General features: G+C 42.7%; 15 protein-coding genes and 1 other annotated feature. Of the genes, 10 read left to right on the forward strand and 5 right to left on the reverse strand.

Going from position 1 to position 16602, the window contains the following annotated elements:
* The 3 genes from J2736_RS12725 to ileS all read left to right on the forward strand — a co-directional run bounded on the left by J2736_RS12725 (position 1) and on the right by ileS (position 4556).
* On the forward strand, positions 1-783 hold the full coding sequence (locus J2736_RS12725) for a YlmH family RNA-binding protein (protein WP_310227050.1): 783 nt from the start codon (positions 1-3) through the stop codon (positions 781-783).
* A 151-nt stretch (positions 784-934) separates the two neighbouring features.
* The gene (locus tag J2736_RS12730) at positions 935-1411 is read left to right on the forward strand and encodes a DivIVA domain-containing protein (protein WP_310227051.1); all 477 of its coding nucleotides are present in this window, start codon (positions 935-937) and stop codon (positions 1409-1411) included.
* 72 nt (positions 1412-1483) lie between these two features.
* Positions 1484-1730: a binding site (T-box leader), on the forward strand.
* A gap of 57 nt (positions 1731-1787) precedes the next feature.
* Positions 1788-4556, forward strand: a complete 2769-nt coding sequence (gene ileS, locus J2736_RS12735; protein ID WP_310227053.1) for an isoleucine--tRNA ligase — start codon at positions 1788-1790, stop codon at positions 4554-4556.
* Positions 4557-4631: 75 nt separating this feature from the next.
* Here ileS and J2736_RS12740 read toward each other — a convergent pair whose 3' ends face one another.
* Positions 4632-5369, reverse strand: coding sequence for a TraR/DksA C4-type zinc finger protein (locus tag J2736_RS12740; protein WP_310227055.1), 738 nt, complete (start codon positions 5367-5369; stop codon positions 4632-4634).
* 130 nt (positions 5370-5499) lie between these two features.
* On the opposite strand from J2736_RS12740, the gene lspA reads away from it, so the two are divergent.
* The 5 genes from lspA to J2736_RS12765 all read left to right on the forward strand — a co-directional run bounded on the left by lspA (position 5500) and on the right by J2736_RS12765 (position 10263).
* A complete protein-coding gene (gene lspA, locus J2736_RS12745; protein ID WP_310227057.1) occupies positions 5500-6027 on the forward strand; it encodes a signal peptidase II in 528 nt (175 codons plus the stop codon).
* Positions 6002-6952, forward strand: a complete 951-nt coding sequence (locus J2736_RS12750; protein WP_310227058.1) for an RluA family pseudouridine synthase — start codon at positions 6002-6004, stop codon at positions 6950-6952. Before lspA ends, J2736_RS12750 begins: the two co-directional genes overlap by 26 nt.
* A 32-nt stretch (positions 6953-6984) precedes the next feature.
* Positions 6985-8139, forward strand: a complete 1155-nt coding sequence (locus J2736_RS12755) for an aminotransferase A (RefSeq protein ID WP_310499115.1) — start codon at positions 6985-6987, stop codon at positions 8137-8139.
* A gap of 173 nt (positions 8140-8312) precedes the next feature.
* Positions 8313-10004: a methyl-accepting chemotaxis protein gene (locus J2736_RS12760; RefSeq protein ID WP_310227060.1), complete on the forward strand. Its 1692-nt coding sequence runs from the start codon at positions 8313-8315 to the stop codon at positions 10002-10004.
* A 46-nt stretch (positions 10005-10050) separates the two neighbouring features.
* The gene (locus J2736_RS12765; RefSeq protein ID WP_310227062.1) at positions 10051-10263 is read left to right on the forward strand and encodes a hypothetical protein; all 213 of its coding nucleotides are present in this window, start codon (positions 10051-10053) and stop codon (positions 10261-10263) included.
* On the opposite strand, the gene J2736_RS12770 is transcribed toward J2736_RS12765, so the two are convergent.
* The gene (locus tag J2736_RS12770) at positions 10244-10633 is read right to left on the reverse strand and encodes a RidA family protein (protein ID WP_310227064.1); all 390 of its coding nucleotides are present in this window, start codon (positions 10631-10633) and stop codon (positions 10244-10246) included. The genes J2736_RS12765 and J2736_RS12770 overlap by 20 nt on opposite strands.
* A gap of 369 nt (positions 10634-11002) precedes the next feature.
* Positions 11003-11659, reverse strand: coding sequence for a helix-turn-helix transcriptional regulator (locus J2736_RS12775; RefSeq protein WP_310227065.1), 657 nt, complete (start codon positions 11657-11659; stop codon positions 11003-11005).
* A gap of 177 nt (positions 11660-11836) precedes the next feature.
* Here J2736_RS12775 and J2736_RS12780 point away from each other — a divergent pair, with 177 nt between their 5' ends.
* Positions 11837-12943, forward strand: coding sequence for a D-TA family PLP-dependent enzyme (locus J2736_RS12780; protein ID WP_310227067.1), 1107 nt, complete (start codon positions 11837-11839; stop codon positions 12941-12943).
* A 157-nt stretch (positions 12944-13100) separates the two neighbouring features.
* The gene (locus tag J2736_RS12785; protein WP_310227069.1) at positions 13101-14384 is read left to right on the forward strand and encodes a glycosyltransferase; all 1284 of its coding nucleotides are present in this window, start codon (positions 13101-13103) and stop codon (positions 14382-14384) included.
* Positions 14385-14684: 300 nt separating this feature from the next.
* Here the strand turns inward: J2736_RS12785 and J2736_RS12790 are convergent, their stop codons facing one another.
* Both J2736_RS12790 and dapD read right to left on the reverse strand, forming a co-directional pair.
* Complete coding sequence (locus tag J2736_RS12790) at positions 14685-15806, reverse strand: N-acetyldiaminopimelate deacetylase (RefSeq protein WP_310227071.1); 1122 nt, start codon at positions 15804-15806, stop codon at positions 14685-14687.
* Between the two features lie 31 nt (positions 15807-15837).
* Complete coding sequence (gene dapD, locus J2736_RS12795) at positions 15838-16548, reverse strand: 2,3,4,5-tetrahydropyridine-2,6-dicarboxylate N-acetyltransferase (RefSeq protein ID WP_310227073.1); 711 nt, start codon at positions 16546-16548, stop codon at positions 15838-15840.
* Between the last annotated feature and the right edge of the window lie 54 nt (positions 16549-16602).

A 16602-nucleotide genomic window follows, 5' to 3' on the forward strand; every position in this document is an offset into this window, starting at 1 on the left:
TTGGCGAAAGATATCTATGGCCATTTTCATCCCGACGAACATCATTTTGTCGATAAGGCCTGGGATTGGGTGGAGCGAGCTGCCGAACAGCATGCCGTGAAGTTAACCGATTTCCTCGATCCCAGACAAGCTTTTATCTTGCATTCACTCGTCAACCGACATCCGGATGTTCATTGCCGACTGGATGGCGGTTATGAAGCAGCTGAACGTAGACGAGCTATTATTGCTCCTGACTATCGCAGCTTAGAGAGTGAAGACATGGCTATGGCCGTGTTGGCGGTATCCTCAGGTGATGGTAAATTTCTAACTCTAGAACATGGAGATTACATGGGCGCCATTCTTGGACTCGGCATGAAGCGAGACAAGGTTGGCGATATTCATGTTATAGAGGGTGGCTGCCATTGCTTGGTAACCCAAGATGCAGCTGATTATTTGCATTTGAATTTATCACAAGTACATAGAGTGCATGTTCAGACGGAATTGCTCTCTTTAGATAAGTTAGAGCTAGCCCAAGTACAATTAGAGGAGCTGCATCTGTCTGTTGCTTCCATGCGAATGGACGGGATTGTAAGCGATGTATTCCGGCTAAGTCGAGCGAAAGTGCTGGTACCGATCCAAGCGGGGCGTTGCCGCGTGAATTGGAAGCTGGAAGAAGATCCAAGTAAGCCTCTGAAGGAGGGGGATATGATCTCCTTGCAGGGTTTTGGTAGATTTAAAGTGCTTGAAGTGGAAGGCGTATCGAAAAAAGGTCGTATTCGTGTGAAGATAGGCAAGTTTATTTGATCGTGGATAATTTATCCACGAACTTTGCAGGAATTGCTAATTTTCTGTCGAACTGAACTGTATAGACATGGGTGTAGGCTAAGCTTCAGACAAGCTCAGCTTATACTTACGAAGTCAGTTTTGCTGCGCAAAACGCTAAGGAGGGGCACTGATGCCATTAACACCGTTAGATATACATAATAAGGAGTTTTCACGCTCGTTTCGTGGATATGATGAAGATCAAGTGAATGAATTCCTAGATCAAGTCATCAAGGATTATGAAGCGCTCATTCGTGAAAATAAGGATCTTCAGAATCAGACGATGGCCTTACAAGAACGTTTGGATCATTTCACACATATTGAAGAGTCTCTGAGCAAGACAATTATTGTAGCCCAAGAAGCTGCTGATGAAGTCAGAAGCAATTCGAAGAAGGAAGCTCAGTTAATTCTGAAAGAAGCGGAGAAAAATGCGGATCGGATTATTAATGAATCCCTGACACGCTCACGCAAAGTGGCGCTTGAGATTGAAGAACTCAAGAAACAAGCTTCCATCTATCGCACACGCTTCCGGACGTTGCTTGAAGCTCAACTTGAATTATTGAACACAGAAGGCTGGCAAAGTATGCAGTTTGAACATAAGGAAGAGTAACCGATAGGGTACAGGCAGTTCTCATATTGACTATGCTTGCCAGATTGGTTATACTCCATGTAAATGTATCGCAATAAAGCTATGACTGGAACGAGTAGGACGTTTGAGCAGTGTCAGCGAATTAGGGTTTTAGTGTGAGCCTAATCTCTGCAGCGTACCGAATATCCCCCAGGAGCGTCTCTTGAATGAAGTAGGGAGAAACGGGTCATGCCGTTACACATGATCGAGTGAAGAAGCGCTGTTCGACTACCATGAGGTGGTTGTTTCATATAGCTTTTTAACGAGGGTGGTACCGCGAGTTGAGTTTCTCGTCCCTTTTTGGGGATGAGAGGCTTTTTTTGTTTGGACAGATTGAAGTAGGGATGGAGTGGTTAGGATGGATTATGGCAAAACATTAAATCTATTACAAACAGAATTTCCGATGAGAGGAAATTTACCGCAAGCGGAACCAAAAATGCAAGAGCATTGGGAATCCGAAGACATTTATGCCAAAGTACAAGAAAGCCGTAAGGGCAGAACGAAGTTCATTTTACATGATGGGCCTCCCTATGCGAATGGAGATATTCATATCGGTCACGCACTGAACAAAGTGCTGAAGGATATTATCGTACGTTTCAAAACACTGCAAGGCTTCGACGCACCGTACGTACCTGGTTGGGATACGCATGGTTTACCGATCGAGCAAGTGATTACGAACAGCGGTAAAGTCGATCGCAAGAAGATGACTGTCCCTGAGTTCCGTGAATATTGCAGGGAGTATGCACTGCAATCGGTTGAGAAGCAGAAGAGTCAATTCCAACGCCTAGGTATTCGCGGAGACTGGAAAAACCCGTATATCACGCTACAACCTGGTTATGAAGCACAACAAATTCGTGTTTTCGGAACGATGGTGCAAAAAGGCTTTGTTTACAAAGGGTTGAAACCTGTTTACTGGTCCCCGTCCTCTGAGAGCGCATTGGCTGAAGCCGAAATTGAGTACAAAGAGAAAACGTCAACATCCATCTACGTAGCGTTTCCTGTGAAAGATGGCAAAGGCAAGCTTCCAGCAGATGCAGCTATCGTGATTTGGACAACGACAGCTTGGACGTTACCTGCGAACTTGGGTATATCCTTACATCCTGAATTTGAGTATGCGGTAGTTCAAGCGAATGGGAAGAAGTACGTGCTTGCACAAGGCCTTCTTGCTACAGCGGCGAAAGAAATCGGCTGGAGTGAATACGAAGTCTTGTCGACAATCAAAGGCAGCGAGTTGGAGTATGTAACGTGTCAACATCCTTTCTACGACCGTGAATCCCTCGTTATGGTTGGCGAACACGTGACATTAGAAGCGGGTACAGGTTGTGTTCACACGGCTCCAGGACACGGGGAAGATGACTTCGCGATCGGACAACGTTACAACATTGGCGTGTTGTGTCCAGTAGACGATCAAGGTCATTTTACAGCTGAAGCACCTGGCTTTGAAGGGTTGTTTTATGAAAAAGGCGGCAAGCTGATCATTGAGAAGCTGCAAGAGTCAGGTCTACTGCTGAAAGCTGCTGATATTCAGCATCAATACGCGCACGATTGGCGTACAAAGAAGCCTGTTATTTATCGTGCTACGGAGCAATGGTTCGCTTCGATCGATAAGTTCAGAGCTGAAATGCTGGAAGAAATTAAGCAAGTGAAATGGACGCCAGAGTGGGGCGAAGTTCGCTTGCACAACATGATCGCAGATCGTGGAGACTGGTGTATCTCTAGACAGCGGGCATGGGGTGTACCGATCCCGATTTTCTACTGCCGCAGCTGTAACGAGCCGCTTGTCAATGAGCAAACGATCGAGCATGTCGCCCAGTTGTTTGAGCAAGAAGGCTCTCAGGCTTGGTTTACAAAGGAAGAGAAGGAATTGCTTCCACATGGGACAACATGTTCTAAGTGTGGTCACGGCGAGTTCCGTAAAGAAACAGACATCATGGACGTATGGTTTGATTCCGGTTCCAGTCATGTCGCTGTGCTTGAGTCCCGCCCAGAGCTTCAATGGCCTGCGGATCTTTATCTTGAAGGTTCTGACCAATATCGTGGTTGGTTCAACTCTTCCCTCATCACTGGTGTGGCTACGAGAGAGAAATCACCGTATAAAGGCATTCTGAGCCATGGATTTACACTAGATGGCGAAGGCCGCAAGATGTCCAAATCCATCGGTAACACGATTGATCCCAATGTGGTTTGCGGGAAGCTAGGCGCGGATATTCTTCGACTTTGGGTATCTTCGGTTGATTATCAATCGGATCACCGGATTTCGGATAATATCTTGAATCAAACGACGGAGGTTTATCGCAAAATCCGTAACACGATGCGCTTCTTGCTTGGAAATTTGAGTCAGTTCAATCCGGCTACAGATCGCGTTGCGCTTGCGAATTTATCCGAGCTTGATCGCTATGCGTTAATTCGTTTGAATCGCATGGTCGAGAAGGTTATCAAAGCATACGAAGCGTATGAGTTCCATGTCGTGTACCAAACGATTCACCACTTCTGTGCGGTGGAGATGAGCTCCTTCTATTTGGATATCATCAAAGATCGTCTCTATGCGAACGCAGCCGAAGATCAAGCACGCAAAGCTTCACAAACCGTGCTATACGCAGCATTAACTGCCATTACAAAACTAATCTCACCTATTCTTCCACATACAGCAGATGAGGTTTGGAAGTACATCCCTGGTGTTGAGCTAAGTAGTGTTCAACTTGCGGAGTTGCCAGAAGTAGATGCGAATGTGTATAACGAGGAATTGGAAAATAAATGGAATTCCTTCTTGGAAGTACGTGATGATGTACTTAAAGCGCTAGAAGAAGCGCGTAAAGAGAAAGTCATCGGTAATTCTTTAGGAGCAGCAGTGAATTTGTATCCAAATGAAGCGATGTTTGCTTTGCTAACACAATTCGAGCAATTGGATCAATTGTTCATCGTGTCCGCTGTTAACTTGCACCCAGCAGGCACATCAGCTCCAGATGGTGCTCTTCAGTCCAAAGATGTTGCCATTGCTATCGCTGTTGCAGACGGTGAGAAATGTGAACGTTGTTGGATAGTGACACCAGAGGTTGGGCACAGTAAAGAGCATCCAACACTTTGTGTCAGATGTAATGATGTTGTGACTGCTCATTATCACGAGTAGTAGTGGAACCAAACGAGCTTACGCGAAATGCGAAGCTCGTTTGTCCTGTTTTTAATCAGGGTAGTATCCGTTCCATTACTCTTCGTCTAGATCAATTGCTCTGTCGGGTTCAAGAAATGGATCACCTTCATCACTGTGCATATATTCGTTGTAAGCTTTACTTCTTACAATGGTAACATGCTCACCATATAGATCTGTCGCTACAAAGCTTTCGAAAGATTCTACATAGCCAACCAGCTCATCCGACTCGACGTACATGTCGTTGTAGTCTTCCACTTGATTGCTTTCAGCGAAAGCCGGCGTGTTCGAGGTTCCCCAGCTTTCAACGATTTGCCAAGCGTCTTCGCCATCGAATTCCGTTTCGTTGTTCTTTTCATCGAAGCTTGTACGACCGAATGGTGGGTACAGTATCTGCTCTTCAACTGGCCGACGGAAAGATAGATCTGGATCAGGAACATGCTCGATGCTGTATAATGTAGTGGGAATGGCTTGCAGTCGCTCATAGGGAATGGGTTGGTGGCTAAATATACAAATGCCATATTGGCCGCTTTCCATACGTGCTAAAGCTTCATTGACTTGCTGTAAATGCATCTCGGCATGCTCATTAAGTGAAATATCTTTCGCGCGTTCGAATACTTCGGAACCGATATCACCGGGATGATTATCATACATGGAGAGTTCGCCTATCGAATCTGAGAAAGAACTAGCGAGTCCGAATTGATCATTACTTGCAAAATGTTTTTCAAGTGCAACCTTTTCCTCCAATAGTTGTACATATAATGTGTTTAATTGCTCTTCGGTTAAATGGCTCATAGGTCATATAGCTCCCTTCTAACAGCTCATTCATACCGTTTAGGATGCCGATAGACACCTTTTTTTAGTGAGGTAATTCCTTGAAAATAAGGAATGGACAAGCTTTTCACCCTGTAGGAGGTACAATTAGATGAAATATTTAAAATATTACTTGTACGCGCTTCTCGCATTTATTCTTGATCAAGTTACGAAATGGATTATTGTTAAAAAGGTTCCACTCGGCGAAGAACGCCCCGTCATTGGAGATTTTTTCATGATAACATCCCATCGTAATCGTGGTGCGGCCTTCGGCATTTTGCAAGACCAACGCTGGTTCTTTATTAGTGTTACGATTGTCGTTCTGTGCGGGATTATTTGGTACATGCAGCGGACAATTCGTGAAGACAAAGTGCTGCTACCATTCGCATTATGTTTGCTTCTAGGAGGAGCTTTTGGTAATTTCGTTGATCGTGCCCTATTCGGAGAAGTTGTTGATTTCTTTCAATTTACATTTGATTTCAACTTCTTCGGTAAAGAAGTCGACTATATCTTCCCTATTTTTAATGTAGCGGATTCCTGTATCGTTGTTGGGGTTATCCTCATCTTTATTGAGTCGCTGCTGGCATCACGAAAAGAGAAAAAAGGAGCAACACATGAACACAAACCAGACCTCACCTGAGACCGTGTCGCAAGACGCGATTGAATGGACAGTGGAAACTCAATTTGGCGGCGAACGGATCGATAAATTTATTACAGAGGCGTTGGAAGAAGATATTTCAAGAACGCTTGTCCAACAATGGGTGAAAGACGGTCACGTGAAGGTAAACGGGAAAGTCGTCAAGCCTAATTATAAATTATCGGTGCAAGATGTGATAGCTTTACATATTCCTGAGCCCCAAGGGGTTGAACTGGCTGCAGAAAATATCCCGTTGAACGTCGTCTACGAGGATAGCGATGTGATTGTGATTAATAAGCAGCGAGGTCTCGTTGTACATCCGGCGCCTGGCCATTATTCGGGCACGTTGGTGAATGCTTTAATGTATCACTGCAAAGATTTATCAGGTATTAATGGCGAACTGCGTCCAGGTATCGTGCATCGCATTGATAAAGATACGTCTGGTCTCATTATGTCAGCCAAAAATGATAAAGCTCACGCAAGTCTTGCTGAGCAATTAAAGGCGCATACCGTAAACCGTAAGTATATTGCTTTGGTACATGGCTATATTCAACATGATCAAGGAACGATTGATGCACCTATTGGACGTGATTCTCATGATCGTAAGATGTACACCGTTACGGACAAAAACAGTAAGACCGCGGTAACGCATTTCGTCGTAATCGAACGGTTTGGTGACTTTACATTAGTTGAGTTAAAGCTAGAAACAGGCCGCACTCATCAAATTCGTGTACACATGAAGTTCATCGGGCATCCGTTGGTTGGAGATCCAATGTACGGTAAAAGTAAAGGCATGCTAATGGATGGTCAGGCATTACATGCGGCGATTTTAGGATTTAAGCATCCGAGAACGGGAGAATGGATGCAGTTTGAAGCGCCAATTCCACCTGATATGGAAAATCTAATACAAACGATCCGGACAACATAGTTCTTATTCATGGGAGGGGAGAGCTACTTATGTTGGAGCATTTGGTAAACCCACAAGTCAAAGATATTCAAATTTCCGGTATTCGCAAAATATCCAACCTGGTCAGCACGATTCCTGGTGCGTTGACGTTAACAATTGGACAGCCTGACTTCCCAACGCCGCGGCATATTATTGAAGCGGGCCAAAGAGCATTAGATCAGAACAAAACCGTCTACACGCAAAACCCTGGGTTAATTGAGCTTAGAGAAGCTGTCTCCAATTTCGTCAAGGTCAAATATGGTCAAGAGTATCGTGCAGCAGATGAGATTATCGTGACGGCCGGTGCTAGTCAAGCTGTGGATATTACGCTGCGAACGATCCTAACGCCAGGTGCTGAGGTCATCATTCCAGCTCCAATCTATCCTGGTTATGAGCCGTTAATTCAGCTAGCAGGTGGAGTGCCTGTATACGTGGATACACGTGAGAATGGCTTGAAACTAACAGCGGACCTGTTGAAGCCTTATCTTACAGAGAAGACACGTTGTGTCATTCTATGTTACCCATCGAATCCGACAGGTCAAATACTTACGGAGCAGGAAATCGCTGATTTGGCTACATTATTGGCCGATCGAGAACTCTTTATTTTATCTGATGAAATCTATAGTGAGTTGGTTTATGATGTTCGTCATCACTCTATTGCTACTGTTGGCAATTTGCGTGAGAAGACAATTGTGATTAACGGCTTGTCCAAATCACATGCCATGACAGGCTGGCGTATCGGGTTTACCATGGCTCCTGCGTACCTCACTGCGCACATGGTGAAGGTTCACCAGTACAATGTGACCTGTGCGAGTTCTGTAAGCCAATATGCGGCATTGGAAGCATTGACAGTAGGCATTGATGACGCACTTCCGATGCGTGAAGCTTATGCAGCACGTAGGGATTATGTCTACGATCGCTTGATTGCAATGGGATTCGAGCTGGAAAAGCCGGATGGCGCCTTCTATTTGTTCCCTTCCATCACGAAGTTCGGTTTATCCTCACAAGAGTTCGCGATGCGGCTATTGCAGGAGGAACATGTCGCCGTCGTGCCGGGGGATGCCTTCACTTCCTATGGCGAAGGGTATATTCGTATTTCATACGCTTATGCACAAGAAGTGCTGGAGCAATCGTTGGATCGGTTGCAGCGGTTCGTGAGCAAGCTTTAATCCAATGAAAACGCACCTAATCGGGAATCGATAGGTGCGTTTTTTATTTATTTTACAACCAGCTTGAAAAAGGGAGGTGAAGAGTTCGACTATGTCGAAAAGTGTATGGCGAAGCTCGAATAATGTCGATTAATAGTGGCATCTTCTAAGAAGAGGGAAGGGGAGATATAAACATGAAAATTCGCATAAAGCTATTTTTATCTTTTACGGTTATCGTGATCTTGTTAATTGCGCTTTCTCTGTTCACGACAAACTACTTGACTAGAACATCATCTTCTTACGAGGAAATGTTGCAGGACGGTGATTTTCATTACGATTTACGAACGATACAGTTTAGTCTTACAGGCAGGTCTAACGATGAGCGTGCTTATTTGTTGAATAAGGATGAACAATTTCCAATAGCAATGGCAGATAAAGATAAGCAGATAAGGGAGCTATTTACCAAAATAAAATCATATCCGACACTTGACTCTGATGATATCGACGGAGTGAATTCGATTATTAAGCTCTATGAAGATTACTTTGGCTTAAGCCAGCAAGTCCTTACAGCTGTAAAGACAGGGAAAGCAGATAGTGCTATGAAGCTTCATTTCAATGAAGAAAGAGATATCCGTAATCAGCTTGATACGTTAACGATAGAGGTCCTTCAGAAGTTGGAAAATGAAATACATAGTGACAAGGTTGACCGCAAAGCTGAAGCTGAGCGTCAAAATACGCTTATGCTTATGATCGTTATAGCTGCGGTTATTATTGCAGTGGTGATTGGGCTGGTGCTCATTCGTTCCATTACTCGTCCACTTCGTGCTATTCATCGACAGATGCAGGAAATTGCCCAAGGTGACGGTGATTTGAGCCGCGAAATTGTTATTACCTCTCGAGATGAAATAGCTGAGGTAGCCACTTCGTTTAACCAAATGGTAAGCAAGCTGCGCCAGATTCTTTCACAGTCGATGGATACGGCGGTTCAAGTGGCAGCATCTTCGGAACAGCTCAGTGCAAGCAGCGAACAAACGACGAAGGCGACAGCGCAAATTGTTGAGGCCACATTGGTTATTTCGGCAAGCGCAGAAAAAGAACAACAGCATATGGAAGAAGCGATTGAGGCTATCCAGCAGATGACGGCAGGCATCGAGCAAGTAACTGTAGGCAATGTGGAAGTGTCTAGACTCACGCAATCGGCCGCTGATGCATCCAAACAAGGTGCTATCGCGGTAAGTGCCGTTCTGAGTGAGATGGAGGAGATCAACGAAACGGTACAGCACGCGTCTGCGAACATTCAATCACTTGGTGAACAGTCCCAGCAAATCAGCGGCATTGTTAATATGATCAAAGACTTGGCGAGCCGCACGAACATGCTTGCGCTTAACGCTTCCATTGAAGCAGCGCGGGCAGGTGAACATGGCAGGGGATTCGCTGTCGTTGCGCAGGAAGTACGTAAACTGGCGGAACAATCGGGGCAATCTGCGCTTCAAATTGCTGAATTAATTGAAGAGATTGTATTAAGAACGAACAATGCTGTAGTTTCAATGGATTCAGTATCCAATAAAGTGAGTACAGGTCTGGAGAAAACAACACAGGTGGACGAAGTCTTCCACACGATCGAAGCTACTGTTTCTGCTGTCTTCTCCCAAGTGAAGCAAACGACAATTACCACCGAGGAGCTTGCTGCTTCCAGTAAACAAGTGGTTGCACTAGCGGAAACGGTATCCGTTGCTAGCGATCAAGTTGTGGCATTCTGTCAGAACAATGCAGCTTCGACTGAAGAGCAACTGGCAACAATGGAGGAGATAACTTCATCTTCCGTTGCATTGTCTAGATTAGCTGATGATCTGCATGGCGTGTTGAGTCGCTTTAAATTGAATTAGACGATATCTTTTAGAGTTAGATGTAAGAGTACAAGAACATATGTGCATGAGAAGCCGCGGTTTACGCGGTTTTTTATTTTTATGGATACAACTTCTTGTCCTTTCCGAAAGACAAGAAGTTGCACAGGATTCCGCAGAAGGACATAAAATTGATATGTTCTCCAAAGAAGCAGAAAAATACATGATTAGGGTTCTAGTGAAAAACAAGGAAAAGATCACCGCTACTTTATATAATTTGATTAAATTTGCTTCTGTTTAATTGCTGCAACGGCTTCGATTTCTATTTTAAAGTCAAAATGCAGATTTTTTGTAGGAACGATAGCTCTAGCTGGCTTATGGTCCCCGAAAAAATTGCTATAAATCCTATTTACAGAATCCCAAAGTGAAATATCAGGAATATATATAGTAGTTTTTAAAACATCATTTTTACTACTTCCTGTCTCTTGAAGGATAAGTTCAAGTGCTTCTAAAACTAAAAGAGTTTCTTCTTCTATTGTCCCAAATTGTTTCTCATTAGTAGCTGGATTAATTGCCAATAAACCCGAAACAAAAACCAAATCATTATGTGTTACAGCTAGTGAGTAATGGCCATTGGATTGGAATTCATTAATTTTATTTATAAATTTCATGATGACGTCACTTCTTTCTTAGAGATTAAAAGACAAAATGCATTGATTTTACATATTAATTTATATAAAATTCTGCTATTTTGATCGTATTATCATCGATTTTATATAATTTTTTATACAAATTCAAGTGCTTAACGTAAAAAATTATCTGTTTTTAGAACCCGTCTCTCCGGCAAGAGATCTTTCAGAAACCGATCCCCAGTTTACACGTGGCAAAGTATTTGAGTCTTGACGACTATTTTAAAAGATGCAAAAAGACCGTTTTTGGCCTGTGAGGTGGCTTAAACGGTCTTTTCTTTGTTTCCTTTTTTTTAGTTATTCAGTTGTAGAAAAAAAGAGGACCCAAGTCCTCCATGAAACTTCAGACCTCTACTCCTCATCTAGTAAATCTCTCTTTTTTTTAATTTCATCTAAATAACTATATACAGTGACTTTTGAAATACCAAGTTTATCTGCTACTTTATCTACAGATCCTTTGATTAGAAAAATACCTTTTTCATCCATAAACTTGATTAAGTTGATTTTTTCTCTTCTTTTCAAATCATCTTTTGCATGATTTGCGATAATTCTATCGATCAAATCATCTGCGATTTCAACTACATTTTCCATAAGTTCAATATTTTCTTCTTCTTCCTTTTCTTGCTCAATAGCCATAAATTCATCTATAAATTCTTTGAAATTTACCATGCTTTCCAAATTATAATTTATACATAGTGCTCCTATTACCGTTTCATTTGAATCTCTGATAAAAGCGGTAGAAGATTTAATTTCTCTGCCATCCTCGGTAAATGTTTTGTAACCTGCAACATAATCGTTGTCAAATTTTCGAGATAATAGTACCTGTTTCACTAAATGATCAAACGCTTGCCCAACTTTTCTCCCTGTTACATGGTTATTAATTGCATAAACCACGGAATTTTGAGGAACTGTTAAATCATGAATGACAACCTCACAATTTTTACCGAATGTATTAGCTATCAAATTTGCTATTGGAATATACTTTTTCAGTTCTTTGCTTATTTTCATAAAAAATTACCACCTTATCTTATATTGTATAATTTATTATATATTTTATTAAAAACATTGACATTTATATAATTTTTTATATAATTAATTTCATAAATGCCGATTTAATCTTAATAATATATAAATACTTATATGTTAGCAAGGTTTGAGTTATTGAATTATAAAGGAGAGGTACAAATGAAATATTTCGAGTTAGAAACTCCGGCACTTGTAATTGATAGAGAAATCATGATTGAAAATCTCCGTTTCATGCAAAATTATGCGAACGAAAACAAAGTGAATTTACGCCCACACACAAAAACGCATAAAATGCCTAAGCTTGCTAAATTACAAGAGAAATTAGGTGCTAAAGGGATTACAGTAGCAAAAGTTGGTGAAGCCGAGGTTATGGCTAAAAATGGGTTGAAGAACATCTTTATTGCCAATGAGATTGTCGGTAAATCAAAAATTGAACGAATTAGAAGACTATCTGAGACAATTGATATCTCTTTTGGTATCGATAATATACATCAAGTACATGAGATTGAGGAAGTTTTTGAAGGGGCCGAGAAAAGAGCTCAAGTGCTCGTGGAAATTGAAGTAGGGGAAGAACGCTCCGGGATTATCGAAGAGAGTGATTTCCGAATGTTATTGGAAGCTGTAAAAGGTTGTAAAAATGTTGAGGTTAGAGGCATTTTTTCTCATGATGGACACTCTTATGCAGCAGAAAATATGGATGAATGCAGAGAGCTTTTTTTTGAAAGTGTAAAAAGAACATTACGTTTCGCAGAAATTGCAGAAGAGATGGATCTGAAACCAAAAGTCGTAAGTATAGGTTCCACCCCTCCATTCATGTTTAAATTCGAAATTCCGAAAGGCGTCACTGAAATTAGACCGGGGACTTATATTTTTATGGATTCCTCACAGGCAAATGTAATCGGTACTTATGACCGCTGTGCAGCTTCGGTTCTTACTACAATCATTAGTAAGCCCACTAATGAACGGGTCATTACGGATGTAGGTGCGAAAGGAATTACAGCTCAAACTAGGAGTAAAGGTCATACAACAACAAAAGGTCTCGGTCGTATTAAAGAGTTTGATGACGTCCATATTTTTAAAGTGTTTGACGAGCACGCTATTATTTACAATGAAGATTTCAGTAATAAAGTGGCTGTAGGAGATAAAGTACAAATTATACCGAATCATATTTGCCCTGTTTGTAATTTATACGAAAAAGCTTACTTAGTCTCGGAAGGCGAAGTTGTGGAAGAGATATCGGTTGAATGTAGAGCGAAATTGCAATAGATGCTTCTAGTCTTTATACCGGATTATTTGGTAACTAAATGGATAATATGCGTGGAGATATCAAGATTAAAGCTGGATTCTTCTAGGCGAAGCTCCCTATGACATAAGGCTAGTAAAATTAATAATTGAATAAATATGGATGGATAGGAGAAAGACAATGTCTAAATTCTTATTTGCTGCTATGCCTATACAAGGACATATTTCTCCAGGTCTTCCGATTGCCAAACGACTGGTAGAATTGGGACATGAGGTTATGTGGTACAGTACTTCTAAATATCGAGGGAAAATTGAAGCAACGGGTGCGCTTTTTAAGAAGGTGCAGTCAGCTAAGGACTTGGATGATAGTCGGTATGAAGAGTGGTTTCCCGAACGAAGTAAATTTCAGGGAGTAAACCAAATGAAATATGATTTGAAACATATTTTCTTCGGAGAAATGCCTGCATATGCCGCAGATCTAACAAGAATATTAAAAGAGTTTCCCGCGGATGTTGTTGTCGTGGATGGGGCATTTACCGGGATGTTGCCATTAAAGCTAACAGGCAAGGCTCCAAAGATAGCGGCATACGGAGTATTTCCTATGACTCTAAGTAGCCGTGATACTGCGCCTTTTGGTCTTGGGATCTCGCCAAGCACAAGCGCTTTGGGTCGAATGCGAAACAAATTGTTAAATGGTTTGGTCGAAAACGTCATGTTCGCGGATGTACAAAAGCATGCAAACAAATTGTTATCACATATTAACGTGCCTAAACTCCCGTACTTTGCATTGACTGCCCCAGCGATGGTAAGTGATTTGTTCCTTCAGGGAACCAGCCCTTCTTTTGAGTATCCTCGCAGTGATTTGCCGAGCCACGTTAAGTTTGTAGGTCCGTACTTACCAGCAAAACAAACGGAATTCACCCCTCCTTCTTGGTGGGAAGACATGAATAAACGTACAGTTGTGCATGTTACACAAGGAACGATTGCTAACGAAGATTTTCGTCAATTACTTATCCCCACAATACAAGCATTAGCTGGTGAAGATGTGTTGGTTGTGGCTACGACAGGGGGTAGACCCCTAAAGAATGTGGACATTCCATTACCGGACAATGTTCGTTTGGAAAGTTTCGTTCCTCATCATGAACTATTACCTCATGTGGATGTAATTGTGACTAACGGAGGATACGGCGGTGTACAGCAAGCGATTTATTTTGGGGTTCCTATCGTCACAGCAGGTAAAACCGAGGATAAACCGGAAGTATGCGCACGTGTTGAATGGTCAGGGGTAGGTATCAATTTGAAAACTGACCGTCCATCAAAAGAGAACATTTTGCATGCGGTGAAGCAAGTGCTGAACCAACCTCAGTATAAGAAAAATGTTATGCGATTATCCAGGGAGTTCCAATCGATGGATGCGATTGAGAATACAATGAAGGAATTAAGTAAGCTTGCCATTTCCAACTAATAAAGACTTGCACTGGTCGGGTAGGAACGTAGGCACATCACCTCAACAAAGAGGGATGCGACAGTGCAGGTAACCGATGGGAACACTATACAAAGAAATACTGCCGAAACAAAGTCCGTGGACACATTCAATTCAGTTATATTGGTTATTACGTGGATAAAATGAAAACGGAAAAGGTTACGCTTCTGAAGCAGTTGTAATTAGAACCTCGCAGGCGTTTCTGCGGGGTTTTCCTGTCGATAATATGAAAAAAAACCTCATCTCCAGCTACAAATAAGTAGTGGATAGAGGTTCTTTTCATTAATTGGATTTATATCGCAGATAAGCCGTAATCGTATCAATTGCTACATCAATGGCACGCTCATCTGGATCAAGTTTGGCATTATGCAAGCCATGAGGTGTATCTACCCCCAACCAGAACATGAAGCCAGGTATTTTCTCTAAAAAGTATCCAAAGTCTTCGCCAGTCATGGCTTCTGTACATTCGAACAACGTAACGTTATCACGTCCACGAAGCCAGTCCATGAATTCTACGGTCAAAGCAGGATCGTTATACACTTGGCGATAATTCGAGCCCCAGTCAATGGTGACTTGGCATTCGAAGGAAGCTTCAATGCCCGCGGCAACCGCTTCAATACGACCTTTGATCTTGTTCATAGATGCAGCAGATAAAGTGCGAATCGTACCCTCTAAGCGAGCCTTCTCCGCGATGATATTCTGCTTCGTCCCAGCTTCCATTTTGCCAATCGTAATCACAGCGGAATCCAATGGATTCACGTTACGAGATACGATGGTTTGAAGCTGCCCAACCATCTGCGTTGCCGCGATGATCATATCATTGGCTTGATGCGGGTAGGCCGCATGGCCACCTTTACCAAGCAGATCAATGAACAACTCTGACGTGTTGGCGAACAAGATTTCAGGTCTGACCGCGATTGTACCGACAGGATACTCAGGCGCAATATGGAGCGCGACCATTTGGTCAGGCATCCAATCTTGCAATTCCTCTGCAGCCAACATCGGTAACGCGCCGCCAGGACCTTCTTCCGCCGGTTGGAAGAGCACGACAAGATCATCCTGCATCGGATTTTCTGTGAAATGCGTGACAACCCCAATACCAATGGACATGTGAAAATCATGCCCGCATGCGTGCATATAGCCCGGATGCTGAGATGGAAAGGGGAGAGTTGTCTCTTCCGTAATCGGAAGCCCATCCATATCTGCGCGATAACCAAATCGTTTGGATGGATTTAAGCCTTTGATATAGACTAGAATGCCTGTACGCCATGTGCGGATCGTTAGACGATCTTGCGGCAGCTTGGCCAACTGGTCAAGCAGAAGCTGCTGCGTTTTGAATTCTTGGAATCCCGGCTCCGGGATTTGATGAAGCTGACGTCGCAGTTCTACGAAAGGACTAAGCATAAGGATTCCTCCAGATGGGATCTAGATTACCTTATAGGGTACGCAGGTCTGCTAGAATTTCGGTTTTGGATTTCGTTTTGTCGTCTACTTTTTTGATAACACGAGCAGGTGCACCTGCAACAACAGTGTACTCTTCAACATCTTGCGTTACGATAGCTCCCGCTGCAACAACGGAACCTTTACCGATGCGTACGCCTTCTAGGATAACCGCGTTAGCGCCTACTAGAACGTCATCTTCGATCACACATGGTTGTGCAGAAGGTGGCTCGATAACGCCAGCTACAACGGCTCCAGCGCCGATGTGACACATTTTACCTACTTGAGCACGACCGCCTAGAACTGCGTTCATGTCGATCATTGTGCCATCACCAACGGAAGCGCCAATGTTGATTAGTGCACCCATCATGATAATCGCGTTATCGCCGATATGTACTTTATCGCGAATAACTGCGCCTGGCTCGATACGAGCATTGATGTGTTTCAAATCTAGCATTGGAATAGCAGAGTTACGACGGTCGTTTTCAACAACGAAGTCAACAACTTTATCTTTATTCGCTTCTAGAATAGGTTGAAGAACACTCCACTCTCCGAAAACGACGCCGCTACCGCCAGTAATGAAAGATTGGCTGCCTTCTCCGAACTCAAGGCCTTCAAGGTTTCCTTTTACATATACTTTCACCGGAGTTTTCTTTTTGCTTTCTTTAATAAACTGGATAATTTCTAGGGTATTCATTTCTGACATGGTGACATCTCCTTCAAATTTATGATTGACTCTCCTATATTAGCAGAAAGAAGG

The sequence above is a fragment of the Paenibacillus qinlingensis genome (assembly GCF_031455095.1).
Lineage (GTDB): Bacteria > Bacillota > Bacilli > Paenibacillales > NBRC-103111 > Paenibacillus_E > Paenibacillus_E qinlingensis_A.